General features: G+C 63.4%; 25 protein-coding genes. 20 read left to right on the top strand and 5 right to left on the bottom strand.

The features are described from left to right. Nucleotides 1–137: 137 nt before the first annotated feature. From IG197_RS02100 to IG197_RS02065, 8 genes are all read left to right on the top strand, one after another. Nucleotides 138–1,424, top strand: a complete 1,287-nt coding sequence (locus tag IG197_RS02100; RefSeq protein WP_192316688.1) for an extracellular solute-binding protein — start codon at nucleotides 138–140, stop codon at nucleotides 1,422–1,424. 185 nt (nucleotides 1,425–1,609) lie between these two features. Then, nucleotides 1,610–2,500: a carbohydrate ABC transporter permease gene (locus IG197_RS02095; RefSeq protein ID WP_192316686.1), complete on the top strand. Its 891-nt coding sequence runs from the start codon at nucleotides 1,610–1,612 to the stop codon at nucleotides 2,498–2,500. After that, on the top strand, nucleotides 2,497–3,321 hold the full coding sequence (locus IG197_RS02090) for a carbohydrate ABC transporter permease (RefSeq protein WP_192316684.1): 825 nt from the start codon (nucleotides 2,497–2,499) through the stop codon (nucleotides 3,319–3,321). Before IG197_RS02095 ends, IG197_RS02090 begins: the two co-directional genes overlap by 4 nt. Beyond that, nucleotides 3,318–4,130 (top strand): ROK family protein, encoded by an 813-nt coding sequence (locus IG197_RS02085; RefSeq protein WP_192316682.1) that lies wholly within the window; start codon nucleotides 3,318–3,320, stop codon nucleotides 4,128–4,130. The genes IG197_RS02090 and IG197_RS02085 overlap by 4 nt, the downstream gene beginning before the upstream one ends. Next, on the top strand, nucleotides 4,127–4,867 hold the full coding sequence (locus IG197_RS02080) for a GntR family transcriptional regulator (protein WP_192316681.1): 741 nt from the start codon (nucleotides 4,127–4,129) through the stop codon (nucleotides 4,865–4,867). The genes IG197_RS02085 and IG197_RS02080 overlap by 4 nt, the downstream gene beginning before the upstream one ends. A gap of 21 nt (nucleotides 4,868–4,888) precedes the next feature. Next, nucleotides 4,889–5,683, top strand: coding sequence for a sugar isomerase domain-containing protein (locus IG197_RS02075; protein WP_192316679.1), 795 nt, complete (start codon nucleotides 4,889–4,891; stop codon nucleotides 5,681–5,683). A 237-nt stretch (nucleotides 5,684–5,920) separates the two neighbouring features. Next, nucleotides 5,921–6,514, top strand: coding sequence for a single-stranded DNA-binding protein (gene ssb / locus IG197_RS02070; RefSeq protein ID WP_192316677.1), 594 nt, complete (start codon nucleotides 5,921–5,923; stop codon nucleotides 6,512–6,514). A gap of 266 nt (nucleotides 6,515–6,780) precedes the next feature. Further along, entirely contained in the window at nucleotides 6,781–7,680 is a 900-nt protein-coding gene (locus tag IG197_RS02065) for an HNH endonuclease (RefSeq protein ID WP_192316675.1), read from the top strand. 38 nt (nucleotides 7,681–7,718) lie between these two features. On the opposite strand, the gene IG197_RS02060 is transcribed toward IG197_RS02065, so the two are convergent. Then, nucleotides 7,719–8,324, bottom strand: coding sequence for a nucleotidyltransferase domain-containing protein (locus tag IG197_RS02060; RefSeq protein ID WP_192316673.1), 606 nt, complete (start codon nucleotides 8,322–8,324; stop codon nucleotides 7,719–7,721). Between the two features lie 163 nt (nucleotides 8,325–8,487). Next, a complete protein-coding gene (locus tag IG197_RS02055) occupies nucleotides 8,488–9,117 on the bottom strand; it encodes a MarC family protein (protein WP_154387050.1) in 630 nt (209 codons plus the stop codon). Nucleotides 9,118–9,412: 295 nt separating this feature from the next. Between IG197_RS02055 and gyrA the strand changes: the two genes are divergently transcribed. Next, entirely contained in the window at nucleotides 9,413–12,223 is a 2,811-nt protein-coding gene (gene gyrA, locus IG197_RS02050; RefSeq protein WP_192316671.1) for a DNA gyrase subunit A, read from the top strand. A 111-nt stretch (nucleotides 12,224–12,334) separates the two neighbouring features. Here the strand turns inward: gyrA and IG197_RS02045 are convergent, their stop codons facing one another. Further along, nucleotides 12,335–12,487 (bottom strand): hypothetical protein, encoded by a 153-nt coding sequence (locus IG197_RS02045; protein ID WP_165915867.1) that lies wholly within the window; start codon nucleotides 12,485–12,487, stop codon nucleotides 12,335–12,337. A gap of 207 nt (nucleotides 12,488–12,694) precedes the next feature. Between IG197_RS02045 and coaD the strand changes: the two genes are divergently transcribed. The 6 genes from coaD to tgt all read left to right on the top strand — a co-directional run bounded on the left by coaD (nucleotide 12,695) and on the right by tgt (nucleotide 17,011). Further along, entirely contained in the window at nucleotides 12,695–13,195 is a 501-nt protein-coding gene (gene coaD / locus IG197_RS02040; RefSeq protein ID WP_067962246.1) for a pantetheine-phosphate adenylyltransferase, read from the top strand. A 113-nt stretch (nucleotides 13,196–13,308) separates the two neighbouring features. Beyond that, complete coding sequence (locus tag IG197_RS02035) at nucleotides 13,309–13,803, top strand: peptidylprolyl isomerase (protein WP_246341036.1); 495 nt, start codon at nucleotides 13,309–13,311, stop codon at nucleotides 13,801–13,803. Between the two features lie 27 nt (nucleotides 13,804–13,830). Next, a complete protein-coding gene (locus IG197_RS02030) occupies nucleotides 13,831–14,346 on the top strand; it encodes a peptidylprolyl isomerase (protein WP_067962242.1) in 516 nt (171 codons plus the stop codon). Between the two features lie 6 nt (nucleotides 14,347–14,352). Further along, complete coding sequence (locus IG197_RS02025; RefSeq protein WP_067962240.1) at nucleotides 14,353–14,802, top strand: DMT family transporter; 450 nt, start codon at nucleotides 14,353–14,355, stop codon at nucleotides 14,800–14,802. Beyond that, nucleotides 14,802–15,878, top strand: a complete 1,077-nt coding sequence (gene queA, locus IG197_RS02020) for a tRNA preQ1(34) S-adenosylmethionine ribosyltransferase-isomerase QueA (RefSeq protein ID WP_192316669.1) — start codon at nucleotides 14,802–14,804, stop codon at nucleotides 15,876–15,878. Before IG197_RS02025 ends, queA begins: the two co-directional genes overlap by 1 nt. Continuing rightward, nucleotides 15,875–17,011: a tRNA guanosine(34) transglycosylase Tgt gene (tgt, locus tag IG197_RS02015; protein ID WP_192316667.1), complete on the top strand. Its 1,137-nt coding sequence runs from the start codon at nucleotides 15,875–15,877 to the stop codon at nucleotides 17,009–17,011. The genes queA and tgt overlap by 4 nt, the downstream gene beginning before the upstream one ends. A gap of 10 nt (nucleotides 17,012–17,021) precedes the next feature. Here the strand turns inward: tgt and dinB are convergent, their stop codons facing one another. Continuing rightward, a complete protein-coding gene (gene dinB / locus IG197_RS02010) occupies nucleotides 17,022–18,269 on the bottom strand; it encodes a DNA polymerase IV (RefSeq protein WP_192316665.1) in 1,248 nt (415 codons plus the stop codon). 144 nt (nucleotides 18,270–18,413) lie between these two features. Between dinB and IG197_RS02005 the strand changes: the two genes are divergently transcribed. The 3 genes from IG197_RS02005 (at nucleotide 18,414) to IG197_RS01995 (ending at nucleotide 22,048) form a co-directional block, all read left to right on the top strand. After that, on the top strand, nucleotides 18,414–19,388 hold the full coding sequence (locus IG197_RS02005) for a threo-3-hydroxy-L-aspartate ammonia-lyase (protein ID WP_192316663.1): 975 nt from the start codon (nucleotides 18,414–18,416) through the stop codon (nucleotides 19,386–19,388). A 190-nt stretch (nucleotides 19,389–19,578) separates the two neighbouring features. Then, a complete protein-coding gene (locus IG197_RS02000; RefSeq protein WP_192316662.1) occupies nucleotides 19,579–20,340 on the top strand; it encodes a bifunctional 2-polyprenyl-6-hydroxyphenol methylase/3-demethylubiquinol 3-O-methyltransferase UbiG in 762 nt (253 codons plus the stop codon). 127 nt (nucleotides 20,341–20,467) lie between these two features. Then, nucleotides 20,468–22,048: an ABC-F family ATP-binding cassette domain-containing protein gene (locus tag IG197_RS01995; protein WP_192316660.1), complete on the top strand. Its 1,581-nt coding sequence runs from the start codon at nucleotides 20,468–20,470 to the stop codon at nucleotides 22,046–22,048. A 43-nt stretch (nucleotides 22,049–22,091) separates the two neighbouring features. On the opposite strand, the gene IG197_RS01990 is transcribed toward IG197_RS01995, so the two are convergent. After that, a complete protein-coding gene (locus tag IG197_RS01990) occupies nucleotides 22,092–22,502 on the bottom strand; it encodes a DUF4864 domain-containing protein (RefSeq protein WP_192316658.1) in 411 nt (136 codons plus the stop codon). A 269-nt stretch (nucleotides 22,503–22,771) separates the two neighbouring features. On the opposite strand from IG197_RS01990, the gene IG197_RS01985 reads away from it, so the two are divergent. Further along, nucleotides 22,772–23,008 carry an Lrp/AsnC family transcriptional regulator gene (locus tag IG197_RS01985; RefSeq protein WP_067966581.1) on the top strand — a complete coding sequence of 79 codons (237 nt, stop codon included), beginning with the start codon at nucleotides 22,772–22,774 and terminating at the stop codon, nucleotides 23,006–23,008. A 153-nt stretch (nucleotides 23,009–23,161) separates the two neighbouring features. After that, the gene (locus IG197_RS01980; RefSeq protein WP_192316656.1) at nucleotides 23,162–24,574 is read left to right on the top strand and encodes a circularly permuted type 2 ATP-grasp protein; all 1,413 of its coding nucleotides are present in this window, start codon (nucleotides 23,162–23,164) and stop codon (nucleotides 24,572–24,574) included. The last annotated feature ends 7 nt before the right edge of the window (nucleotides 24,575–24,581 follow it).

The raw sequence follows: 24,581 nt of genomic DNA, 5'->3' as shown, positions 1-24,581 counted from the left end.
AAGTGCGCACCGGAAATTGCGGTTGTGCGAAACGCGCCGGAAATCGAAACCTGCTGCCTTGACAGGTCAGTATGACGTTATAACCTCCTGGCGCGGGTCAAGCTGGGAACGTGGCCCCGCATGTGGAGGACGATTTTATGAAACTCGCGTGGATCAAGGGCGCGCTGGCCGCCGGCATCGCCCTGTTGCCGAGCGCCGTATGGGCGCAGTCAATCAATATTTCCTACCTGACCCACTGGTCGCCGGAGACGGTGGCGCTGCTGGAACAGGCGGCCAAGGATTTTGCCAAGGACCATCCCGACGTGGCGGTAACAGTGCGCGCCGTGCCGTTCGGCGACCTTTTGACGACGCTGCGCTCGCAGGGTGGCGGGCAGGCTGCCACCATCGCCGGCATCTACGATCTGTGGCTGCCGGAACTGGCGCGCGACAAGCTCGTTGCCCCTGCACCCGAGACGGTTGCCGGCGAGGTCAAGGGTGCCTGGCCGGCAGGCGTGGTGACGGCGGCGAGCGTCGGTGGGGTGCTCTACGGCGTGCCCAACGAGATCGATGTTTATGCGCTGAACTACAACAAGGCGCTGTTCAAGGAGGCGGGCATCGAAGCGGCGCCCAAAACCTGGGACGAGCTGAAGGACGCCGCCGCCAAGCTGACCAAGAAGGATGCGGGACAGCAGGGGTTTGGCATGATCAACAGCTGGGCGGCGGGCGTGGTGCATCCGTTTTCGTCGCTGCTGGTGTCCAATGGCGGCGAACTGGTGACCGGCGGCAAGCCGGTGTTGGACAGCAAGAACGCCGGCGAGACCTTCCAGCTCTATGAGGAGCTGATCAAGTCGGGCTCCAGCGACCCGGCCATGGGCACGGCCGACGCCAACACGACAGGGCCGTTCCTCGACAATTTCGTCTCCGGCAAGACCGGCATGATCATCATGGCCAACTGGTGGGAGAGTGCGCTTAAGACAGGCATGGGCGACAAGTTCGCCGATATCGCCACGGCGCCGATCCCTGTCGGGCCCTCAGGCGACAAGCCGCGCTCGATCTCCTATTCGTGGATGACCGTGGTGAATGCGGGCGCGGCGGAGGCCGAGCAGAAGGCGGCGTGGGATTTCCTCGCCTGGCTGAACAGCCCGAAGTCGGGCCCGAACGGCGCTTCGGCCATGGCCAACATCCTGATGTCGATGGGCATCCTGCCGTCGCGCAGTTCCGACGTCGATGCCTTCAAGGACAAGCTTGGTTCGGAATTCCTGTCTGGTTATGTCAGCGTGCTGGGCGATGCAAAACCATTCCCGGTCGTTCTCGGCGGCCAGGAGTTTTCGGAGTCGCTGCAGCAGACCATCGAGGCGCTGCAATATGGCAAGGTTTCAGCCACCGAGGCGCAGACCAATGCGCAGGCCGACGCGGCTGCGATCCTGGAGAAAGCTGCGAAGTAGGCGCTCACTTCCTTCTCCCCGTTCACGGGGAGAAGGTGGTCCGAAGGGCCGGATGAGGGGCGGCTCCATGTTCGGAGAGGTAAGCTCTGCCCCTCATCTGCCTGCCGGCATCTTCTCCCCGTGAACGGGGAGAAGCACGCAGTGTCACCGTCTCGCGCACCCCTCGACTGCAACTGATCCATCTCATGACCAGAACCCACCAACATTCCGTCTGGATGATGCTGGCGCCGGCCGTCTCGCTGATCGGCGCCTTCATCGTCGTGCCGATGGTGCTGACGGTGTGGCTGTCGCTGCAGGACTGGTCGACGCAGACCGGTTTCCAGACGGCCGAATTCGTCGGGCTCGACAATTTCCGCGAGATTTTTGGCGCAACCTCGGTGGGGCGCGACTTCAAGGGCGCATTGGTCAATACGGCGCTCTACACGCTGATGTCGGTGGCGCTTATCTTGCCTGTTTCGGTTGGCCTCGGGCTGCTCGTCTACCAGCGTAATGTCGCCGGCGGCAACGCGCTCAGGACCATCCTGTTTTCGACCTACATGGTGCCGATGATCGCAGTGGCGCTGGTGTGGTCGAAACTCTATTCGCCGAGTGAGGGACCGATCAACCAGATGCTCGGCTGGCTGGGTATCGGCCCGCAGCCTTGGCTGTCGTCGCCCAGCACCGCGCTGGTATCAATCGTTGTTCTCAATGTCTGGCAGCAGGTCGGCTATTTCACCGTGCTTGTCGTGGCCGGGCTGACCCAGATCCCGACCAGCCTCTACGAGGCCGCGACCATCGACGGTGCGGACGCGCGCCAGCAGTTCACGGCGATCACCCTGCCGCTGCTCAAGCGGACGCTGCTGTTCAGCGCCGTCATTGCCATCATCAATGCCGTGCAGGTGTTCGAGCCGGTGGCGCTGATTACGCAGGGCGGGCCGGTGGGCTCGACCAACGTGTTGACCTATCACATAAGGCGTGTCGGCATCGAACGCGCCCAGGGTGGCCTGGGCTCCGCCATGGCGGTGACGCTGATGTTGTCGCTGATCGTCGTGATCTTCGCTTTGTTCGCTTTCGCTCGGAAGGTGGACGACGAATGAGCGCGGCTGGCGAATGGCGGCCGCGCCGCGGCTTGTTTTTCTTCAGGTCACGCCCAACCAGCGGCGACTATTTCGTGGCAACGCTGATGCTTGTGGTCGCCGTGGCCTCGGCCTTTCCGCTGGTGTGGATGGTACTGTCGAGCCTGAAGACGCCGGCCGAAACCATGCAGGTGCCGCCGGTGTGGCTACCCGAGAGCCCGAGCCTGGAGGCCTTCGGCAAGGTGTCTGGCGTCATCAATGTCGGCCGCTCGATGCTGAATTCGGCCGTCATCGCCGCCATCACCACGGCCGGCATCATCGTCACCAGCCTGATGGCAGGTTACGCCTTTGCCAAGCACCGCTTCCATGGTCGCAATGCACTGTTTGCGCTGCTGATCGCGACCATGTTCCTGCCGCCGATCGTGACGTTGATCCCGCTCTACCGGATGATCGGCACCATCGGGCTCGACGGCAGCCTGGCAGGCGTGGTCCTGCCCAACCTGGCCAATGCCTTCGGCATCTTCCTGATGCGGCAGTTCATTGCCGGCGTGCCCGACGACTTGATCGATGCGGCGCGCATGGACGGCGCTTCGGAGATGCGCATCCTGTTCGTCATCGTGGCTCCGCTGGTGACGCCGGCGGTGGCAGCTCTCGCGCTGTTTGCCTTCGTCTATCACTGGAACAGCTATCTTTGGCCGCTGACGGTGCTGCAGGGCAACGCCGACCAGTACCCGATCGTCATCAGCCTCAGCCGGCTGTTGAGCTACAACAGGGGTGCGATGAACACCAACCTGGTCATGGCGGGTGCGATCGTCGTCGACTCCATCGTTCTGGCCGGATGAGCAAGGTTTGGCCGTCGCCTGGCGGCCGTCAGGGCAGCCATTGGCGCCTGGCCGGTTTCGAGGAGGCGATCGCCCGGATGGCGCACGACCATGGTGCCGAGCGGTTCGGTGTGTCGGTGCCAGGCACGGCACGCGGAACGCGCTGCCTGTGGATCCCCAATCTGCCCTGGCTCGACGGCGTCGATCTCGCCGGGCTGTTCCCCAATCTCTCGATCGGACTCGGCCAGGATGCGCAGCTGGCGCTGCTGGCTGAGGTGTCAGCTGGTGCGGCCAAGGGGCTGTCGGACGCGATGCTGGTGGCGATCGGTACCGGCATCGGTTCCGCCGTGCTGTCGGGTTCGCGTATCATGCGTGGCGGGCAGGGAGCTGCCTGTTCCTTCGGCTGGGCCTGCGCCGATCTGGACGATGAAGGCGACGACCGCGACGGCTGGTTGGAGCGGCAGGCATCGGGTCGGGCGTTCGATGCTATCGGGCGGCAGGCCGGCTTCAGTGACGGTCGCGGGCTGGTGGCGGCGGCGCGTGCGGGCAATGCGACTGCGATTGATGCATTGGCGCGGCCGGCGAAGGCGCTGGGCGTGAGCCTGGCAACCGCCGTGGCGCTGCTCGACCCGCAAACAGTCATCCTGGCCGGCGGCGTGGCCGAGGCGGCCGACGTGCTGGTGCCGATGGTGCGAGCCGCGATGGAGAAGCAATTGCCGCCGCATCTGAGACGCGTGCGCATCGAGGCCGGCAGCTTCGGCAAGGACGCCAGCCTTGTGGGGGCAGCATTCGCCGGCGCGCGCGGCCAACAATGGGACGAAATCCGATGAGCGGAATCTTTGCAAAACCCAATCGCAACCGGCCGGAGCCGCTGTGGCACCAGGCCGAGCAGGCGATGCGGACGCTGATTTCGTCCGGCGAGTGGGCGACGGGCGCGCAGATCCCCAATGAGGAGCGCCTGTGCGACCTATTGGGAGTGAGCCGCATCACCGTGCGCCATGCCCTGCGCAACCTCGAGGATTCCGGCCTGCTCAGCCGCGAACATGGGCGCGGCACCTTCGTGCGCAGCCCGACCGTCATTGCCGGCGTGCGCGGCCTGACCAGCTTCACCCAGGAGATGGCCAATCTCGGGCTCAATCTGGGAACCAGGCTGCTCGACGCCCGGATCATTGCCGCGGACGCTCAGGTGGCCGGCGCGCTGGAGATCGAGGAAGGCACGCCGGTACTCCAGTTGCGCCGCCTTCGGCTTGGCAACGACCAGCCGATCGGTATCCAGACCGCGCATCTGCCGGCGGCGCGCGTGCCGGGCCTGCTGGAAACGGCGGCAAGCGTCTCCTCGCTCTATGAGACGCTGAAGGCGAGCTACGGTATCGTGCCCCAGGAGGCGCGCGAAATATACCGCATCGGCGATGTCAAGCCGGAGGATGCCGAGCTGATCCAGCTGAAGGCCGGCAGCTCCGCCTTCATGGTCGAACGCATCGCCTTCGACCGCTCCGGCCCGTTTGAATTCACGGTCTCGACCATGCGCGGCGACCGCTACGAAATCCGTTCCGTTCTCCATCTCTGACCATCTGAAAGGTTCTTTCCCATGACGACTTCCTACATCAGCCGGCTGGCCAAGCTCATCGACGGGGCCGCAAGCGCCAACGAGGCCGCGTTCGAGACCGTTTCGGCACGGCTGGCCGAGACGCTTGCCAACAAGGGGCTGGTGCATCTCTACGGCTCGGGCCATTCGGTGCTGCCGTGCCAGGAGGCGTTTCCGCGCTACGGCTCCTATGTCGGCTTCAATCCGCTGACCGACCCGCGTGTGATGTGGCACAATGTGCTGGGTTCGGGCGGCGTGCGCGAACTTCTATGGCTCGAACGCACCGAGAACTACGCGGAAAAATTCCTCGACCACCAGCCGCTCAACCCTGGAGATGCCATCATCATCTATGGCCATAGCGGCCGCAACGCGTCGGGCATCGACACCGCGCTCTACGCCAAGAAGCGCGGGCTGTTCGTCGTCGCCATCACCAGCAAGAACAATTTGGACAAGCCGGCGAGCCATTCCTCCGGCAAGCGCCTGGCCGATGCCGCCGACGTCGTCATCGACACGACTTCACCGATCGAGGACGCCATCGTGCCGGTGAAGGGCTGGAGCCGCCCTGTGGCCGGCTCGTCGACGGTGCTCGCAATGATCATGACGCATGAACTGATCGCGCGCACGGCGCAAAAGCTTGCCGACCGCGGCATCGAGCTGCCGACCTTTGCCTCGCCGACAATCGAAGGCGTGACGTTGCACGATACCGACGTGATCTACGGCCTCTACCGCGAAAAGATGATCGAGGCGCAGCGCAAGCATCTCGACTTCTTCAAGGAACGGATGCAGGGCGAAGCGTAATCCTGCTCCTGACACCGATAAGCTGGCGAGCCGTCCGGAAGGGCGGCCTGCTCGCATTCGGCACGATGCCTCTTGCCATTTTCAATTGTTGGCGATAGAACAAAATAAGAACAAAAATGACTTGTGGACGGCACGAGCTTTTCCGCTGCCAGGGGGCGCGGGCGGAGGGTGCAATGGGCTAGTGTGCGCCCTCACATTTTCTTGGAATTTGGTTTCGGACGAGCGCGGAGCAGTGTCATGGCAGGTAGCGTCAATAAGGTCATTCTGGTCGGCAATCTGGGCGCTGACCCTGAGATCCGCCGGCTCAATTCGGGCGAGCCAGTCGTCAACCTGAGGATCGCGACTTCGGAAAGCTGGCGCGACAAGAATTCGGGCGAACGCAAGGAAAAGACCGAGTGGCATCAGGTCGTCATCTTCAATGACAACCTCGCCAAGGTTGCCGAGCAGTACCTGAAGAAGGGTATGAAGGTTTACATCGAGGGCCAGCTCCAGACCCGCAAATGGGAGAAGGACGGCATCGAGCGTTACACCACCGAAATCGTGCTGCAGAAATTCCGCGGCGAACTGCAGATGCTCGACGCGCGCGGCCAGGGCGGTGACGCAGGCTATAGCGGCGGTGGCGGCCAGGTCGGTTACGGCGGCGGTCAGGGTGGCGGCTATGGCGGCGGCGGCCGTTCTGACTTCGGTCAGTCGAGCCCGACCGACAGCTATGGCGGCGGCAACCGCGGCGGCTTTGGTGGCGGCGGCGGTGGCAATCGCGGCGGCCAGGGCGGCGGTGGCGGCATGGGCGGCGGCGGTTCGCGCGACCTCGACGACGAAATCCCGTTCTGAGTGTAGCCAAGGAGGCGAGCGATCGAGGTCGTTGATCGTCTGCCTGGGCGACGCGGGCCGTGAGGTGAAAGCCTTTCTGCGTCAAGGCCATTACAAAACAGCTGTGCCAACGCCGTTGCGAAAGCGATGCGCGGCGTCGGCAGGACTACATGGGCAGGCTGGCTTTGCAGTTGCACGCTGACGGCCTGCGACAAGGCAAGAGTTGGTTGCTGGATTTCGTGAATGACTGTTCTCGCGAATCTTTCTGCTTCGCGTTACTAAGGTGAATGGGGCACGGGGTCTTCATTCACCGATCGGATTCGATCTACGACGACAGTCCTGCCGAACGGTATCAGTTCCCGCCGCAATATTTCGGCCGGGTGCAGGCCTGTGTCGGCGATTGGATCGTCTACTACGAGCCACGTAAGGTAGCCGACACCAAGGGATACTTCGCAGTTGCCAAGGTGCAGCAGGTCATCCCGGATCCCAGCGCGAAGGGCATGTTTCTCGCGCTTATCGAACCAGGCAGCTATCTCGATTTTGCCAATCCAGTTCCCTTCAGTGATGCTGACGGCGTGATCGAGCGCGGGCTTCTCAACGACGACGGGCGAATTTCCGGGCGCGCCCAGGCGGCGGTAAGGCCGCTTTCTCCAATCGATTTCAGTCGCATCGTGACGTTGGGGCTGGATCAGGCAGAATCCACGCTTCCGAGGGTCGATCCGGTGGCGCCAACTGGCGGCTTCTTCGAAGACCAGGCGCCTTTTGTGTTTGAGGAGAGCCGAGAGCGTACGCAGTTCCTGACATCCCGCATCGTGCGTGACCGCGTCTTCCGAAAGATCGTCCTGCGTGCCTATGACGAGCGCTGTGCGATCACGGGATTGAAGCTCATCAATGATGGCGGAAGGGCGGAAGTTGCGGCGGCACATATTCGCCCTGTCGAGGCCGACGGACCGGACGTCGTCAGCAACGGCATCGCGTTATCCGGAACAGCCCACTGGATGTTTGATCGCGGCCTTATCAGCCTATCGGATGATCTTGAGATCCTGATTTCCCGCCAGGCAAACGATCCCGATGGCATTAAGGGCATCGTCAATCGCAGCGGCAGAGCAATCGGCCCCCAGCGTCTATCCGATCGTCCTCATCCACACTTCCTGCACTGGCATCGCGAGCATTGCTTCAAGCAATAGGCCGGGCGTGCTGGCACGAAAATTCGAGATGGACGAGGTTACAGCCTTTCCGCCCATCGATGTCCCTGGTGGCATAGGTCGAGGCAGTCCTTCAGCCAGCTGCGTTCCGACGGCCGCAGCTTCGGCAGGGCGTTGGCGAAATCTACTTCGTCCTTGGGGCGCCCGTGTTTCGCCTTGAACAGCAGGATGGCTGCCGGCTTGAGATAGGAGATGCCGGCCGGTGTCGTGGCGACAATGTCGGCGCGCGGCACTGATATGGCGGGGTTTCGCTTGTAAACCCACAGATCCGGCGAACCCTCCTCGATCATCATGTCGACCCGCCAGCAATGTTGCACAACGTCCAGGCACCAGACCTGGGAGATTTCAGCAGGCGGAGCACTCTGCGCGGGCAGGTGTCTAACGATGCCGTCTCCGGCAGTGTGGAATTCCATGTCGGCCAGTGCGCGGCGGAAGACGGGTACGTCGCTGCGCAGGACCGTGAATTCGAGGTCTTCGTGCTCGCGTGTCTGATGGCCGTGCCAGAGGTCGAGCGCCCATCCGCCGGCGACGCACCATGGCACGGAGACGCCGGTCAGGCGACGTGCCAACTCGGTTGGATGCCAGGCGCACCACCCGTCATGGTCCGGCGCATCGGGCTGTTTCATGCGGGGCTGTCCTTTTGCGCTGCCTTAGCCATATCGAGGCCCGGGTCAAGGCTGCTTCGTGCGACGAACGGCTGACTTCAGGCCCCTGCAGCCGGTTGCGCAGGTGACGAAGGCCGGTGGTCTGGATCGACGGGGTCAGAGCGGCCTGGTGGGCTGTCGCGCCTTAAGCCGCCATCAGTGCCTTGATACCGTCGGCGACGAATTGCACGGCGAGGGCTGCCAGGATCACACCGAGGAGGCGAGTCAGGATCGAGCGGCCGGTTTGGCCTAGGAACTGGTCGATGCGTTCGGCGAGCACGAACACAAGATAGGTGGCGGCGAGGCAGGCGAGGATGATCAGGACCAGCGCCAGCTGGCCGGCCCAGCCCTGAAATGAGCCGGAGAGCAGTACCGTCGCCGAGATCGCGCCGGGACCGGCGATCAGTGGAATGGCGAGCGGGAAGGCGGCGATGTTGTGGATGTGGTCGCGGGTGATCGCGACATCCGAAATCTTCTCCTTGCGGTCCTGGCGCTTCTCGAAAACCATCTCGAAGGCGATGAAGAACAGCAGGAAGCCGCCGGCGACGCGGAAGGCGGGCAGCGTGATGCCGAAGACTGTGAGGATGGCCGCACCGGCAACGGCGAAGACCGCCAGCACGACAAAGGCTATGACGCTGGCGCGCACCGACACTTGCAGGCGCTGTTCGCGGTTCATGCCGCGTGTCACCGCAAGGAACAGCGGCGCCAGGCCCGGCGGGTCGATGGTTACGAGGATGGTGACGAAGGCATTGAAAACAGTGTCGAAAAGCGGCATCAGGCATCTCCCCGGCGAATGCAGGCTAACCTGACGACAGTTGCCGCGCCAGTGGCAAAATCAGATCGAGCGGCCGTCATTTGGCCATGGCCGGCAGTTGCCGCTGCCGGATCGTGGGGTCGTCGGGTGCAAGGGCGGCAAGAACAGGCAGGACATCTCGCCGCAATGTTGGAAGGATAAGCTATCCTTTTGAAATCGCGTCCCAAATCAGCATTGGAAAAGCGAGGCCGAAATTGGTCATTCGACGACCGTTCCTATATATAAGGTAAATGATTCCCAACATGCGTGATCCGAGTTGACCGACCAGAAATCACCGCGTGGACCTGACGGTCCCTCCGGCATCGAGCCGATTTCCATCATCGAGGAGATGCAGCGCTCCTACCTCGATTACGCGATGAGCGTGATCGTGAGTCGCGCCCTGCCAGACGTGCGCGACGGCATGAAGCCGGTGCATCGCCGCATTCTCTTCGCCTCGCATGAGAGCGGCTACCACTGGAACCGCAAATATGTGAAGTCGGCGCGTCCGGTCGCCGACGTGATGGGTAAATATCACCCGCACGGCGACGCCTCGATCTATGACGCCTTGGTGCGTATGGCGCAGGACTGGTCGATGAGCGTGCCGCTGATCGATGGGCAAGGCAATTTCGGTTCGATCGACGGGGATCCGCCCGCGGCGATGCGCTACACCGAAGCGCGCCTGACCAAGGTCGCGCATGAGCTGCTCGAGGATATCGACAAGGACACTGTCGACTTCCAGGATACCTACGACGCGTCGGGTCAGGAGCCGCGTGTGCTGCCGGCGCGTTTCCCGGCGCTGCTGGTCAATGGCGCCGGCGGCATCGCCGTCGGCATGGCGACCAACATTCCGCCGCACAATCTCGTCGAAGTCTGCAACGGCGCCATCGCCGTCATGGAAAACCCTGCGATCGACCTGCCTGACCTGATGGAGATCATTCCCGGCCCGGATTTCCCGACCGGCGGCCTGATCCTCGGGCGTTCGGGCATCTACAACGCCTATTCGACCGGCCGTGGCTCGGTCATGATGCGCGGCAGGGTCAATATCGAGCAGAGCCGCGGCGACCGCGAGGCGATCATCATCACCGAAGTTCCCTTCCAGGTGAACAAGGCGACGATGATCGAGAAGATGGCCGAACTGGTGCGCGACAAGCGCATCGAGGGCATCTCCGACATCCGCGACGAATCCGACCGCCAGGGCTACCGCGTTGTCATCGAGCTCAAGCGCGATGCCAATGCCGAGGTCATCCTCAACCAGCTCTACCGTTTCACGCCGCTGCAGACGTCGTTCGGTGCCAACATGGTGGCGCTCAACGGCGGCAAGCCCGAGGTGCTGACGCTGCTCGACATGCTGAAGGCGTTCGTCGCTTTCCGTGAAGAGGTGATCAGCCGTCGCACCAAGTACCTGCTCAAGAAGGTGCGCGACCGAGCCCACATCTTGGTCGGCCTGGCGATCGCGGTTGCCAATATCGACGAGGTCATCAAGCTGATCCGTACCGCGCCCGATCCGCAGACGGCACGTGACCAGTTGATGACGCGACGCTGGCCGGCGTCCGACGTCGAGTCACTGATCCGCCTGATCGACGATCCGCGCCACCGCATCAACGATGACGGCACCTACAACCTGTCGGAAGAGCAGGCCCGCGCCATTCTCGAACTGCGCCTGCAGCGCCTGACGGCACTTGGCCGCGACGAAATCGCCGACGAACTGAACAAGATCGGCGCCGAGATCACTGACTATCTCGACATCCTGTCGTCGCGGGCTCGCATTCAGCAGATCGTCAAGGACGAGCTGGTTGCCGTGCGTGACGAGTTTGGCGTGCCGCGCCGCACCGAGATCACCGACGCCGGCTCCGACATGGAAGACGAGGACCTTATCCCGCGCGAGGACATGGTCGTCACCGTCAGCCACTCCGGCTACATCAAGCGCGTGCCGCTGTCGCTCTACCGGGCACAGCGTCGCGGCGGCAAGGGCCGCTCCGGCATGTCGACGAAGGACGAGGATTTCGTCACCCGCCTGTTCGTCGTCAACACGCACACGCCGGTGCTGTTCTTCTCGTCGCGTGGCATCGTCTACAAGGAAAAGGTCTGGCGCCTGCCGATCGGCAATCCTCAGTCGCGTGGCAAGGCTCTGATCAACCTGTTGCCGCTGCAGCAGGGCGAGCGCATCACCACGATCATGCCGTTGCCGGAGGACGAGGCAAGCTGGAGCGAGCTCGACGTGATGTTCGCCACCACGCGCGGCACCGTGCGCCGCAACAAGCTGAGCGACTTCGTCGACGTCAAGCGTAATGGCAAGATCGCCATGAAGCTGGAGGAGGAAGGCGACGAGATCCTCGGCGTCGAGACCTGCACCGACAATGACGACGTGCTGCTGACCGCCGATTCCGGCCAGTGCATCCGCTTCCGCGTCGACGACGTGCGCGTGTTCCAGAGCCGCAACTCGGTCGGCGTGCGCGGCATCAGCATGGCCGACGGCGACCGCGTCATCTCGATGGCGATCATCGAGCATGTCGAGGCAAGCCCGGCCGAACGTGCCGCCTATCTCAAGCGCTCGGTCGCCGAGCGGCGACTGGCCGCCGGAGTCGCCGCCGGCGAGGACGAGGATATCGCGTTGACTAACGAGGATGTCGGCGAGGAAGCCGACATCACCGAGGAGCGCTACCAGTTCCTTGGCGAGCATGAGCAGTTCGTGTTGACGGTCACCGAATATGGCTATGGCAAGCGTTCGTCGTCCTACGATTTCCGCCTGACAAACCGCGGCGGCAAGGGTATCCGCGCCACCGACGTGTCGAAGGTGGCGGAGATCGGCAAGCTGGTGGCGACCTTCCCGGTCGGCAATGACGACCAGATCATGCTCGTCTCCGACGGCGGCCAGGTCATCCGCGTGCCTGTCGACGGCATCCGCACGGCCAGCCGCGCCACCAAGGGCGTGACGATCTTCAACACCGCCGACGGCGAGAAGGTGGTGTCGGTCGAGCGGATTTCCGAGCCGCAGGGCGAGGATGAGGCCGACGAGGCGGTCAATGGTGACGGCGTTGCCGGCGAAGCACCGAGCGCAGACCCTGCACCCGAGGGGGAACAGGGCTGATCTTTGCGGGCGCCTAAAAATGGCGTCTGTTCAAGAGCTTGAGATCAGACAATCAGGAAGAGAAAGAAGCGGCGCCGTGGCGCCGCTTTTGCCTGGAGGGGCAGAAACTGTTCAGCGCGGGGCGCGCGGATTGCGCCAGCCCGGAAGCTGCACGCGTGCGGTCTGCACCTTGGTGCGGACGCGGTGAGCCTCCTGATGGAGGCTGAAGGCGGTGGCGACAAGCATGGCCAGAGTCATGGCCGCCGCGAGCATGTAGATCATCATGGCGCTGTTCTCCTGCTGGAAACAACGGACGAGACGCTGTTTGGTTTCACCCACTATAATGAGGTTCTATTCACATCCGCTTGAACTGATCCTGAGATTGCCGTTCATCTCGCATTCATCTCGTAAACCAATTTTCCGGTCTGACACGGAGCAGGTTGGCGGCAAAGCGCGCTTCCACCTTTGGCGCCGATGTTCTAGAAGCAGCCCATGACTGATCGCATCGCCATCTATGCCGGGTCGTTCGACCCGCTCACAAACGGCCATCTCGACGTGCTCAAGGCGTCGCTGGCCGTTGCCGACGTCGTCTATGCCGCTATCGGCATTCATCCCGGCAAGAAGCCTCTGTTTTCCTTCGAAGAGCGTGTGACGCTTATCGAGGAAGCGACGACGGCGGAATTCGGCGCCGATGGCGGACGCATCAAGGTGGTGGCCTTTGACGGGCTGGTGATCGACGCGGCGCGCAAGGAAGGCGCCTCGATCATGATCCGCGGCCTGCGCGACGGCACCGACCTCGACTATGAGATGCAGATGGCCGGCATGAACGAGACCATGGCACCGGAATTGCAGACCGTTTTCCTGCCGGCGAGCCCTTCGGTTCGCACCATTACCGCCACACTTGTCCGTCAGATAGCCTCGATGGGCGGCGACATACGTCCGTTCGTGCCGGCGGCGGTTGCCGGCGCGCTCAACGCCAAATTCGCGAAATAATTTTTCCGGAGTATCGAAACATGCAGCTTAGGAAGCTTGCCTCGTCCGTCGTCGTCCTCGCCGGCCTTTTGGCCGGATCGGCTGCAGCCATTGCTGCCGAGCCCGAGAACACCATGGTCATCACGCTGAAGGGCGGCGACGTGACCATCGCGCTGCGTCCCGACCTCGCGCCCAAGCATGTCGCGCAGATCAAGACGCTGGTGCGCGAAGGCGCCTATGACAACGTCGCGTTCCATCGCGTCATCGGCGGCTTCATGGCCCAGACCGGCGACGTCGAGTTCGGCGACATGAAGGATGGCTTTGATCCCAACCGCGCCGGCATGGGCGGCTCGAAGCTGCCGGACATCCAGGCCGAGTTCTCGCAGGAAAACTTCAAGCGCGGCGTCGTCGGCATGGCACGCTCGCAGGACCCGAATTCGGCGAATTCGCAGTTCTTCATCATGTTCGACACCGCGTCCTCACTCGACGGCCAGTACACCATCGTCGGCGACGTCGAGAGCGGCATGGATCTGGTCGACGCCATCAAGAAGGGTGACGCGGCCAATAACGGGTCGGTCAGCGACCCCGACCGCATGATCAAGGTCCGCATCGCCGCGGACGCCAAGTAAACGAAAACGAAGAGAAGGAATTTCATCATGGCCGAGATCAAGGATCGCGAGAACGCGCTGATCATGGAAACGACCAAGGGCAATGTGGTCATCGAGCTGTTCCCGGACCTGGCGCCCGGCCATGTCGGCCGCATCAAGGAACTGGCGCGCGAAGGCGCCTATGACGGCGTGGTGTTCCACCGCGTCATCGACGGCTTCATGGCCCAGACCGGCGACGTCAAGTTCGGCAAGTCGGGCGGCAAGGACTTCAACCCGTCGCGTGCCGGCATGGGCGGTTCGGACAAGCCGGACCTGAAGGCCGAGTTCAACAACATGAACCACGCCCGCGGCACCTGCTCGATGGCGCGTGCCCAGAACCCGAACTCGGCCAACTCGCAGTTCTTCATCTGCTTCGAGGATGCCGGCTTCCTGAACCGCCAGTACACGGTCTGGGGCCAGGTCATCGAAGGCATGGACAATGTCGACAAGATCAAGCGCGGCGAGCCGGTGCAGGATCCCGACAAGATCGTGTCGCTGAAGGTTGCGGCCGACGTCGCGGAATAACTGACAATGGCTGGCGCTCTCTGGTCGCTTCTCGGCGTTTTGGCGGGCGCCTTCATTGCCATTCAGGCACCGATTAATGCGCAGCTGGCGCGCGGCCTTGGCGTGCCCGTCGCGGCGGCTGCGATCTCTTTCCTCGCTGGTGCTGTCGTGCTCGGCGTGGTCACCTTGCTCACCACGCGCATGCCAGGCGCAGCTATCGACTGGAGAGCGCCGGCACCCTGGCTGTTCGTGACTGGCGGTGTGCTCGGCGCGGCCTACGTCACCTCGACCGTGCTGCTGACCCCACGCATCGGTGCGGCGGCATTGATGGCTTTCCTGGTGACGGGGCAGCTCTTGGCCGGCATGCTGGTCGACAAGGCCGGCATTTTGGGTGTTGCCGTGCGTGAGATTTCCATGGGCCGCATCGTCGGTGCCGTGCTTCTGCTCACCGGCGCGCTGATGATCCGTATCTACTGATGCGCGTTGATCTTTTCGATTTCGAGCTGCCGGAGGCGAACATTGCGCTGCGCCCGGCCGAACCGCGCGACATGGCGCGGCTTTTGTGCGTGCGGCCGGACGAAGCGCTGGCCGATCTGTCGGTGCGCGACCTGCCGTCGCTGCTGAACCCTGGCGATGTGCTGGTGCTCAACGACACGCGCGTCATTCCGGCTCAGCTCAAGGGTGTTCGGGTGCGTGGCGAGGCCGTGGCGCATGTCGATGCGACATTGCACATGCGCGCCGCACCCGACCGCTGGCTTGCCTTCATGCGGCCAGGCAAGCGGGTTGCCATAGGCGACCGCATCCGGTTCGGCCACGATGCCGAGGCCTGCATGCTCGGCCAGCTCGACGCCACGGTGTTGGAAAAAGGCGAGGGTGGTGAGGCGCTTCTGGCCTTCGACCTCTCTGGACCGGGGCTTGATGAGGCGTTGCATGCCGTCGGCCACATTCCGCTGCCGCCCTATATCGCTTCGAAGCGCCCGGATGATGAGCGCGACCGCAAGGACTACCAGACCGTTTATGCCCGCGAAGAGGGGGCTGTTGCTGCGCCCACCGCCGGCCTGCATTTCACGCCGGAATTGTTTGCGGCGCTCGAGGCGCGCGGCATCGAAAAGCAGTTCGTGACGCTGCATGTCGGCGCCGGCACTTTTTTGCCCGTAAAGGCCGATGACACCGCCTACCACAAGATGCATTCGGAGGTCGGGTACGTTTCGGCCGAGACTGCAACCGTGCTGAATGCGGCGCGGGCGCGGGGCAACAAGGTGGTTGCCGTCGGCACCACGTCGCTGCGCCTGATGGAGAGTGCCGCGCGCGAAGACGGTACCTTGGCCGCCTGGTCAGGCCCGACCGACATCTTCATCACACCCGGCTACCGCTTCAAATTCGTCGATGCGCTGATGACCAACTTCCACCTGCCGCGCTCGACGCTGTTCATGCTGGTTTCGGCCTTTGCCGGACTGGAGCGCATGCGCGATGTCTATGCGCATGCCATTTCGAGCGGCTACCGCTTCTATTCCTACGGCGATTCAAGCCTGCTGTTCAGGGACGACCGATGAGTTCTGAGTTCACCTTCAAGCTGCTCGCGACCGACGGCAAGGCGCGGCGCGGTGAAATCACCATGCCACGCGGCACCATCCGTACGCCGGCCTTCATGCCTGTCGGCACAGGCGGCACTGTCAAGGCGATGTATATGGATCAGGTGCGCGGCGTCGGCGCCGACATCATCCTCGGCAACACTTATCATCTGATGCTGCGTCCCGGCGCGGAACGGGTGGCCAAGCTCGGCGGCCTGCACGACTTTGCTCGTTGGCCGCATCCGATCCTGACCGATTCCGGCGGCTTCCAGGTGATGTCGCTGTCGAAGCTGCGCAAGATCAGCGAAAAGGGCGTGACCTTCCGCTCGCATATCGATGGCGCGCCCTACGAGATGTCGCCGGAGCGTTCGATCGAGATCCAGGGGCTGCTCGATTCCGACATACAGATGCAGCTCGACGAATGCACGGCGCTACCGTCGACGCCGAAGGAAATCCAGCGCGCCATGGAAATGTCGCTGCGCTGGGCCGAGCGCTGCAAGACCGCCTTCGGCGACCAGCCGGGCAAGGCAATGTTCGGCATCGTGCAGGGCGGCGATATCCCTGACATGCGCGTGCGCTCGGCGCAGGCGCTGACGGGGCTGGAGCTCAAGGGTTATGCCGTCGGCGGCCTCGCCGTCGGTGAGCCGCAGGAGGTGATGCTCGACATGCTCGACATCACCTGTCCGGAACTGCCGCAGGAGAAGCCGCGCTATCTGATGGGCGTCGGTACGCCCGACGACATCATCAAGTCGGTGGCGCGTGGCATCGACATGTTCGATTGCGTGATGCCGACGCGGGCTGGCCGCCACGGCCTTGCCTATACACGCCGCGGCAAGGTGAACCTGCGCAATGCGCGCCACGCTGACGATCCGCGGCCGCTGGACGAGGAAAGCGATTGCCCGGCGGCGCGCGACTATTCGCGCGCCTACCTGCATCATCTGGTGCGGTCGGGCGAGGCACTGGGCGCGATGCTGCTGACCTGGAACAACCTGTCCTATTACCAGCACCTGATGAGCGAGATCCGTGCCTCGATCGAGGCCGGGCGTTTTGCCGACCGTACCACGGAGATCAGCGAAGGATGGGCGCGCGGCGACATCCCGCTGCACAAGGGCTGAGGTCAGCCGCTCACAGCTCTTTCTCGGCCAGTTCGCGGAAGGCATCGGGCACGGACCCCGCGTGCCCGAGCGCGACCGAGGCGTAGCCGACCGCTTCCCAGCCGAAACGTTCGCGGATCGCGTCCATGGCACGGTCAGCGCCCCAGCGCGCCTGGCCTTTTCGCGTGCCTGGTCGGTGTTTTTCGTCGGCGAGCCCAAGCGGCAGTTCGAGCTGCAGGCCGGAATGTTCCTCGAGATGCGAGACAGAGATTGCCAGAAGCGATATGGCGCGTTCGCTCGGGTACTGGGCGAGCACGCCGCGCACCAGTTCTTCGGCGACTTCCGTGATCATTGCGGTGGCCGAGATCGGCGCGTCGAGCGTGATTGACCGCGTCACCGAACGCAGGTCGGCAAAGCGGACGCGGGCGGTGATGGTGCGACCGGGGCGTGATTTGGCCCGGAGGCGCGAAGCGACGCGGTCGGCGAGGTGGCGCAGGGCAGGCACGTAGATATCGGGCCGCGCCGGTTTCATACCGAGCGCCGACTGTGCGCCGGCGGAATGGGCGCGGCGATGCGGCTGGAGGCGGCGTGGATCGCGGTTCCAGGCAAGTGCCGCCAGCTTTTCGCCTGATGCGTGACCGAGCAGGCGTTCGAGCAAATGCCGGTTGGCGTTGGCCAGTTGGCCGATGGTGGTGATGCCGGCGTCCGCCAGGCGCGTTTCGGTCGCTGGGCCTACACCCCACATCAGGCCGACAGGCAAGCCGTGCAGGAATGCGATTTCCGCACTGCCATCGACCACGACGATGCCGTCGGGCTTGGCGACCTGCGAGGCGATCTTGGCGAGGTGCTTGGTGCGGGCGACGCCGACTGATATCGGCAGGCCGAGTTCGGTCCGGACCCTGTTCCTGATCTTCTGCGCGATCTCCTCGGGCGAACCGAACAGGTGGGTGCAGCCGGCGACGTCGGCGAAGGCCTCATCGATGGAGATGCGCTCGACCAGCGGCGTGAAATCGCCGAGCACCGCGATCGCTGCGTCTCCCAGACGCTGGTACTCCCTGAAATTGCCGCCGACGAAGATGAGGCCGGGGCACAGTTCGCGGGCGCGCCGGCCCGGCATGCCGCCATGGACGCCGAACGCCTTGGCTTCGTAGGACGCGGCGAGCACCACCCCGCCGCCGACGGCGATGGGCTGCCCGCGCAGGCTCGGGTCGAGCAACTGTTCGGCCGACGCATAGAAGGCGTCGAGGTCGGCATGCAGGATGGTGGCTGCGCTTTCCATAGAGGCGATCTGTCGAGAGTGTTCGGAACATAAGGGGAACATACATGCGAAAAGTCAAGCGCGCTGGCGCAAGCGGTGGCGTCCGGTGCGGGCTTATGGAAATCGCTGGCGTCGACTATGGTGCCGCAATCCAAGGAGAATCCCATGACTGTTTCGCTGCGCGTTCCAACATTTGAAGACGTCAGGGTTGCGGCTTCGCGCATCGATGGCGAGGCGCATCGGACCCCGGTGCTGACCTCGCGCGCTGCCAATGCCAAGATTGGCGGCGAGCTGTTCTTCAAGGCCGAGAATTTGCAGCGCGCCGGTGCTTTCAAGTTCCGCGGTGCCTACAACGCCGTTTCGGCGCTGTCGCCGGAAGCCAGGCAGAAGGGCGTCGTCGCCTTTTCCTCTGGCAACCACGCTCAGGCGCTCGCCTATGCGGCGACACTGCTCGACGCGCCGTCTGTCATCGTGATGCCCAAGGACGCCCCCGAGATCAAAGTTGCGGCGACCCGGAGCTATGGCGCTGAGGTGGTGTTCTTCGACCGCTACAAGGATGATCGCGAGGCGATGGCGCGCGGGATTTCCGAGGAACGCGGCATGACCGTCATCCCGCCCTTTGATCACCCCGACATCATTGCCGGCCAGGGCACGGCGGCACTTGAACTGATCGACGAGGTTGGACAGCTCGACATCCTCATCGCGCCGCTCGGAGGCGGCGGCCTGCTTGCCGGCTGTGCGCTGAGCGCCAAGGCACTGGCGCCTGGCTGTCGCGTCATCGGCGTTGAGCCGGAGGCCGGCAATGACGGGCAGCAGTCGCTGCAGAAGGGTGAGGTGGTTCGCATAGCGCCGCCGAAGTCGATCGCCGATGGGGCGCTGACCACCTATGTCGGCGACCACAATTTTCCGATCCTGCAGGCCAAGGTCGACGGCATCGTCACGGTCAGCGATGCGCAACTGGTGTCGACGATGCGCTTCTTTGCCGAACGCATGAAGCTGATTGTCGAACCGACCGGCTGTCTGGCGGCGGCGGCAGCGCTCAACGGCGTCGTCGACTGTGCGGGCAAACGCGTCGGTATCGTGCTCAGCGGCGGCAATGTCGACCTGAAGGCATTGAGTGGGTTCTTCGCCGACGCCTGACGTCTGACCTGAGCCTGTGGCGCGCACTCTCCGCCTGAAGGCGTTGTGTCCGCGCCACAGCGACCACGCAACGCTCGTTCCCGAAGATTTGGTGGCTGGACGTGGCAAGCAAGTCCGTCGTATGGCGCGGACATGCTTGGCCGCGCGAAGGTCAGCGGAAAGTGATGTAGATCAGACGGGGCAGGCGCGCATGAACAACAGATACGGAACGCTCGCCTCCTGGGTCTACAATCTCGACAAGCCGGTTGGGCGCTCTTTCGGAGACATCGAATATTATCGTGGGCGTCTTGCGGATTGTGCCGGCTGCATCCTGGAGCCTGCTGTCGGCAATGGTCGCTTTTTCGTGCCGATGTTGGAAGCCGGTTTCGACATCAGCGGCTTCGACCCCTCGAACGAGATGCTTGGCTATTGTCGCAGGGCCTGTGCGGAGCGCTCGCTCGACGAGGGGCGGATCAGCCATGGGACGTTCGAGACCTTTGCCTACGATCGTCGCTTTGCGGCAATCGTCGTGCCGCTTGGCTCGTTCCAGCTGATCACCGACATGGCTGTGGCGAAGGCCGTTCTGCGGCGGTTCTTCGATCATCTGGCGCCGGGCGGGCGGCTGATGATCGACCTGGACGCCATCGGCGGCTTCCTGGGTGAGGGCGGCCGGGTGCGGAGTTGGACCACCTGGGACGGCGATCTGATGACGCTGACCGACTCGCGCGTTTCAACCGACTATGTCGCGCAGACCACCGTGACGCATCTGCGCTACGAACTGTGGAAGGACACCAAGCTCGTCGACTCCGAACTGGAGCTGTTCAGCCTGCGTTGGTGGGGCGTCGAGGAATTTGCCATGGCGCTGCGTGAAACGGGTTTCGTCGACGTCGTCGCCTCTGGTGACTATCGTTACGGCCAGGCGCCGGCCACTGGCTGCGAGACGATCAGCGTCGAGGCGCGCCGGCCGGAATGAAATCAATGGCTTGAACCAAGGCGGCAGCTCGACTATCTAGCAGCCATCAGTAATTTCAACAGGATGTGTGCCTCAATGGATTTTTGCCCGACAGCAACGCCGAACCGCATTGCCATTGGGGAATTCCATGCCTGCATCAATCTCTCTGTCGAATATTGCCTGGTCCACGCCTGACGGCCGGACGCTCTTTTCCAATCTATCGCTGAACTTCGAAGCAGGCCGTTCGGGGCTTGTCGGACGCAATGGCGTTGGCAAGTCGACGCTTCTGCATCTGATATCGCGCTCCTTGCTACCGGAGACCGGCAATGTATCCGTCGCTGGTACGCTAGGGCTGCTGCGCCAGCCGGCGCAGATCTCGCCAGGCGAAACCGTGGCCGACCTGTTCGGGGCATCTGAGGGGCTCGACCTGCTGCGGCGTGCTGGGGCCGGACTTGCCAGTGTCGAGGAATTGGCCAATGCCGACTGGACGCTGGAGGCACGCATCGAGGCTGCACTCGCCCGCGTCGGGTTGAGCGCGGAGCCTGCCACGGCGCTCGATGCCCTGTCGGGCGGCCAGCGTACGCGTGCGGGGCTCGCCGCGCTGGTCTTTGGCGAGCCCGACTTCATCCTGCTCGACGAGCCGACCAACAATCTCGATCGTGACGGCCGGAAGGCGGTGATCGACCTGCTGGCCGGCTGGCGCACCGGGGCTATCGTCGTCAGCCACGACCGCGAGCTGCTCGACACCATGGACGCCATAGTCGAGCTGACGTCGCTGGGGGCGACGCGCCATGGCGGCAACTGGAGCCATTATCGCGAGCGCAAGGCGATCGAACTGGCCGCGGCCGAGCACGATCTGCTCGACGCTGAACGGCGTGTGTCGGAGGTTGCCGTGAAAGGCCAGGCGACGGCCGAGCGCAAGGCACACAAGGACGGTGTCGGCAAACGCAAAGCGGCCAAGGGTGACATGCCACGCATCCTGATGAACGGGCTGAAGAACCGCGCCGAGAACACATCAGGCGAAAACATCCGCCTGGCCGAGCGCCGGCGCGCCCAGGCGGAAGCAGATGCCGCCACCGCCCGCGAGCGGATCGAGGTGCTGCAGCCCATCTCGCTGAAATTGCCGTCGACGGGCCTGCCGCCCACGAAGTCGGTGCTGCGCGTTGATCGGCTGACGGCTGGCTACGAGCCGGGAAGGCCGGTCATTTCGGACTTTTCCCTCGATATGACCGGGCCGGAGCGTGTCGCGCTGGTGGGCGGCAACGGCAGCGGCAAGACAACGCTGCTCAAGGCGATCTCGGGCGAACTCGAGCCATGGGCGGGCAGTGTCTCAATACTGACCGCCTATGCCATGCTCGACCAGCAGGTCGGCCTGCTCGACGCCAAGGCTTCGATCCGCGACAATTTCCGCCGCATCAATCCCGAGGCGGACGAAAATGCCTGCCGTGCGGCGCTGGCCCGCTTCATGTTCCGTGCCGATGCGGCGTTGCAGGTCGCGAGCAGCCTGAGCGGCGGCCAGTTGCTGCGGGCCGGGCTCGCCTGCGTACTCGGCGGCAAGGCGCCGCCAGCGTTGCTGATCCTCGACGAGCCGACCAATCATCTTGATATCGACGCCATCGAGGCAGTGGAGGCCGGATTGCGTGCCTATGACGGGGCACTGCTGGTGGTCAGCCACGACCAGGCATTCCTCGAGGCGATCGGGATCACCAGGCGGGTCGAACTTGGCTGACAGGAGCCGGATGCGTTCGGGCGATCGTCGGTCGCGGCTCTGATCAGGTGCTGAGCGAGTTTGAGGCACGCAGGCTGACGCCGGTGATGCGCCAGACGCCGTCGGGCTGGAGTTCGAGCGTGTAGACGGCTTCGTAGTCCTTTCCGTCGGCACCGACGATGATCACCTGCTGGACGATCGATGTCGGGCTCGTTTCCTGGAATTTTCCAAAGGAGAAGCTCTGCGGCTTGTGCACTGGCTTGTACGCGCCCGTGACCATGCTCATGAAAGTGTCGAGGGTCGGGAAAATGCGCTTCACATTGGGGGCGGCGTAGCTGTAGGCAGTGGCGTCGTTGCCCGAGCGGAAGGCATGGAGCTGGCCCGAAATGCTGTCTTGTGCTGCCTTGATTTCGGCCTCACCGGCATAGGCCGGGACGGACATGAGCAGGCAGGCAAAAAGGGCGGCGCGGCGCATGAGGTTCTCCGGTCGCCAACCATGGGCGATGCCAGCAGACACGCTGGACCGCGCAAAATGGTTGCATCGGCAAGGAGTTTATCAGATCAGCCGGTTGCGCATCAGGCATTCCGGTGCTGTCGGGAGGACAGGCTGCAGCTCCGTTCGCAGGTTCGTGACAGTCGTTGCATCCGTAATCAAATCTCTTTGCCGTGGTCACAACGCAGCTGTCGCTTGAAAGGCATGGTCCGTTCTGCGACAAGACGGGCAACGATGGAATGGACGAAGCGATGAAGACCTTTTTCGTGCAGATCAAATGTGAGCTCGGCAAGGCCTATGAGGTGGCGAGCGCATTGGCGGACGCCGAAATCGCCTCGGAGATCTATTCGACTGCCGGCAACTACGACCTGCTGGTCAAATTCTACGTCGATGACGAAGAGGACATCGGCCACTTCGTCAACGAACGAGTCCATGCCATCGGCAACATCAAGGATACCTTCACCACAGTGACGTTCCGCGCGTTCTGAGCGGGACAAGGGCAGGGATCTGCTCATATCGCCTGCATGCTGCCGAAAATGCGGGCAATTTTCCGATAAATAAGCCGGCTGTCGCCAAAACCGGCGATTGCGCTTGATTTTCTCTCCCGAGGTCATTTCACTGGCCAAGAGGGGAGTTTGCCATTGGTTGCGTTCGACGAAATGCTGCCGGCAGAAGCCGGTTTGAGAAGACCCTATGAGGCCTATGACGGCTGGCTGAAAAACCAGGACCCCGCCCGACTTACTGAAAAGATGCGCGATGCCGAGCGCGTTTTTCGCAAGACCGGCATCACCTTTGCCGTCTATGGCGAGCAGGAAGCATCGGAACGGCTGATCCCGTTCGACATCGTCCCCCGCATCATTTCAGGCAATGAATGGCGCCGGCTGACGCAGGGCATCGAGCAGCGCGTTCAGGCGCTCAACGCTTTTCTCGACGACATCTATCATCGCCAGGAGATCCTCCGGGCAGGGCGCGTGCCACGCGAGCTGATCGCCACCAATGAGGCCTTCCTGCCGGAGATGATCGGGGTTCGGCCGCCGGCGGGCGTCTACACCCACATCATCGGCGTCGACATTGTACGCATCGCCGAAAACGAGTTCTACGTGCTCGAGGACAATGCGCGCACGCCCTCGGGCGTCTCCTACATGCTGGAGAACCGCGAGACGATGCTGCAGCTCTTTCCCGAGCTGTTCCAGCGCATCAAGGTGCATCCGGTCGAGAACTATCCGCAACTGCTCAGGCAGTCGCTGGCGGCGGTGAAGCCGAACGGTGTGAACGGTGCGCCGACAATTGCCGTGCTGACGCCGGGCAGCTTCAACTCGGCCTATTTCGAGCATGCGTTTTTGGCCGACCAGATGGGCGTGCAGCTTGTCGAGGGACAGGATCTGCGCGTCGTCGACGGCCATGTCGCGATGCGCACGACCGAAGGCTACAAGCAGATCGACGTGCTCTACCGCCGCGTCGACGACGCCTATCTCGACCCGCTGACCTTCAAGCCGGATTCGGCACTCGGCGTGCCCGGCATCATGGACGTCTACCGCGCCGGCAACATCACGATTGCCAATGCGCCAGGCACCGGTATCGCCGACGACAAGGCGATCTATTCCTACATGCCCGAAATCATCGAGTTCTACACCGGCCGCAAGCCGATCCTCGGCAACATCCCGACGTGGCGCTGCTCGGAAGCAGACAGCCTGAAATATGTCCAGGAGCATCTGGCCGAGCTGGTGGTCAAGGAAGTGCACGGCTCGGGCGGCTACGGCATGCTGGTCGGCCCTGCCGCTACCAGGAAGGAGCGCGAGGAGTTTTCCAAGAAGCTCGCGGCCCGGCCGTCGAACTACATCGCCCAACCGACGCTGTCGCTATCGACCTGCCCGATCCTGACCGAGAAGGGGCTTGCCCCCAGGCATGTCGACCTCAGGCCGTTCGTGCTGGTCTCCGACCGTATCCGCATTGTGCCGGGCGGGTTGACGCGTGTGGCCCTCAAGGAGGGGTCGTTGGTGGTGAATTCATCGCAAGGTGGCGGGACCAAGGATACCTGGGTTCTGGACGACTAGGGGGACG

This window comes from Aminobacter sp. SR38 (genome assembly GCF_014843375.1).
Taxonomy (GTDB): domain Bacteria; phylum Pseudomonadota; class Alphaproteobacteria; order Rhizobiales; family Rhizobiaceae; genus Aminobacter; species Aminobacter ciceronei.
Note: the sequence above shows the minus strand (reverse complement) of the source record. Positions and strands in the feature narration are given on the sequence as shown.

Coding starts and splice junctions, on each gene's coding strand:
- IG197_RS02100 (WP_192316688.1), top strand. CDS start 138: ATGAAACTCGCGTGGATCAAGGGCGCGCTGGCCGCCGGCATCGCCCTG.
- IG197_RS02095 (WP_192316686.1), top strand. CDS start 1,610: ATGACCAGAACCCACCAACATTCCGTCTGGATGATGCTGGCGCCGGCC.
- IG197_RS02090 (WP_192316684.1), top strand. CDS start 2,497: ATGAGCGCGGCTGGCGAATGGCGGCCGCGCCGCGGCTTGTTTTTCTTC.
- IG197_RS02085 (WP_192316682.1), top strand. CDS start 3,318: ATGAGCAAGGTTTGGCCGTCGCCTGGCGGCCGTCAGGGCAGCCATTGG.
- IG197_RS02080 (WP_192316681.1), top strand. CDS start 4,127: ATGAGCGGAATCTTTGCAAAACCCAATCGCAACCGGCCGGAGCCGCTG.
- IG197_RS02075 (WP_192316679.1), top strand. CDS start 4,889: ATGACGACTTCCTACATCAGCCGGCTGGCCAAGCTCATCGACGGGGCC.
- ssb (WP_192316677.1), top strand. CDS start 5,921: ATGGCAGGTAGCGTCAATAAGGTCATTCTGGTCGGCAATCTGGGCGCT.
- IG197_RS02065 (WP_192316675.1), top strand. CDS start 6,781: ATGGGGCACGGGGTCTTCATTCACCGATCGGATTCGATCTACGACGAC.
- IG197_RS02060 (WP_192316673.1), bottom strand. CDS start 8,324: ATGAAACAGCCCGATGCGCCGGACCATGACGGGTGGTGCGCCTGGCAT.
- IG197_RS02055 (WP_154387050.1), bottom strand. CDS start 9,117: ATGCCGCTTTTCGACACTGTTTTCAATGCCTTCGTCACCATCCTCGTA.
- IG197_RS02045 (WP_165915867.1), bottom strand. CDS start 12,487: ATGATGATCTACATGCTCGCGGCGGCCATGACTCTGGCCATGCTTGTC.
- coaD (WP_067962246.1), top strand. CDS start 12,695: ATGACTGATCGCATCGCCATCTATGCCGGGTCGTTCGACCCGCTCACA.
- IG197_RS02035 (WP_246341036.1), top strand. CDS start 13,309: ATGGTCATCACGCTGAAGGGCGGCGACGTGACCATCGCGCTGCGTCCC.
- IG197_RS02030 (WP_067962242.1), top strand. CDS start 13,831: ATGGCCGAGATCAAGGATCGCGAGAACGCGCTGATCATGGAAACGACC.
- IG197_RS02025 (WP_067962240.1), top strand. CDS start 14,353: ATGGCTGGCGCTCTCTGGTCGCTTCTCGGCGTTTTGGCGGGCGCCTTC.
- queA (WP_192316669.1), top strand. CDS start 14,802: ATGCGCGTTGATCTTTTCGATTTCGAGCTGCCGGAGGCGAACATTGCG.
- tgt (WP_192316667.1), top strand. CDS start 15,875: ATGAGTTCTGAGTTCACCTTCAAGCTGCTCGCGACCGACGGCAAGGCG.
- dinB (WP_192316665.1), bottom strand. CDS start 18,269: ATGGAAAGCGCAGCCACCATCCTGCATGCCGACCTCGACGCCTTCTAT.
- IG197_RS02005 (WP_192316663.1), top strand. CDS start 18,414: ATGACTGTTTCGCTGCGCGTTCCAACATTTGAAGACGTCAGGGTTGCG.
- IG197_RS02000 (WP_192316662.1), top strand. CDS start 19,579: ATGAACAACAGATACGGAACGCTCGCCTCCTGGGTCTACAATCTCGAC.
- IG197_RS01995 (WP_192316660.1), top strand. CDS start 20,468: ATGCCTGCATCAATCTCTCTGTCGAATATTGCCTGGTCCACGCCTGAC.
- IG197_RS01990 (WP_192316658.1), bottom strand. CDS start 22,502: ATGCGCCGCGCCGCCCTTTTTGCCTGCCTGCTCATGTCCGTCCCGGCC.
- IG197_RS01985 (WP_067966581.1), top strand. CDS start 22,772: ATGAAGACCTTTTTCGTGCAGATCAAATGTGAGCTCGGCAAGGCCTAT.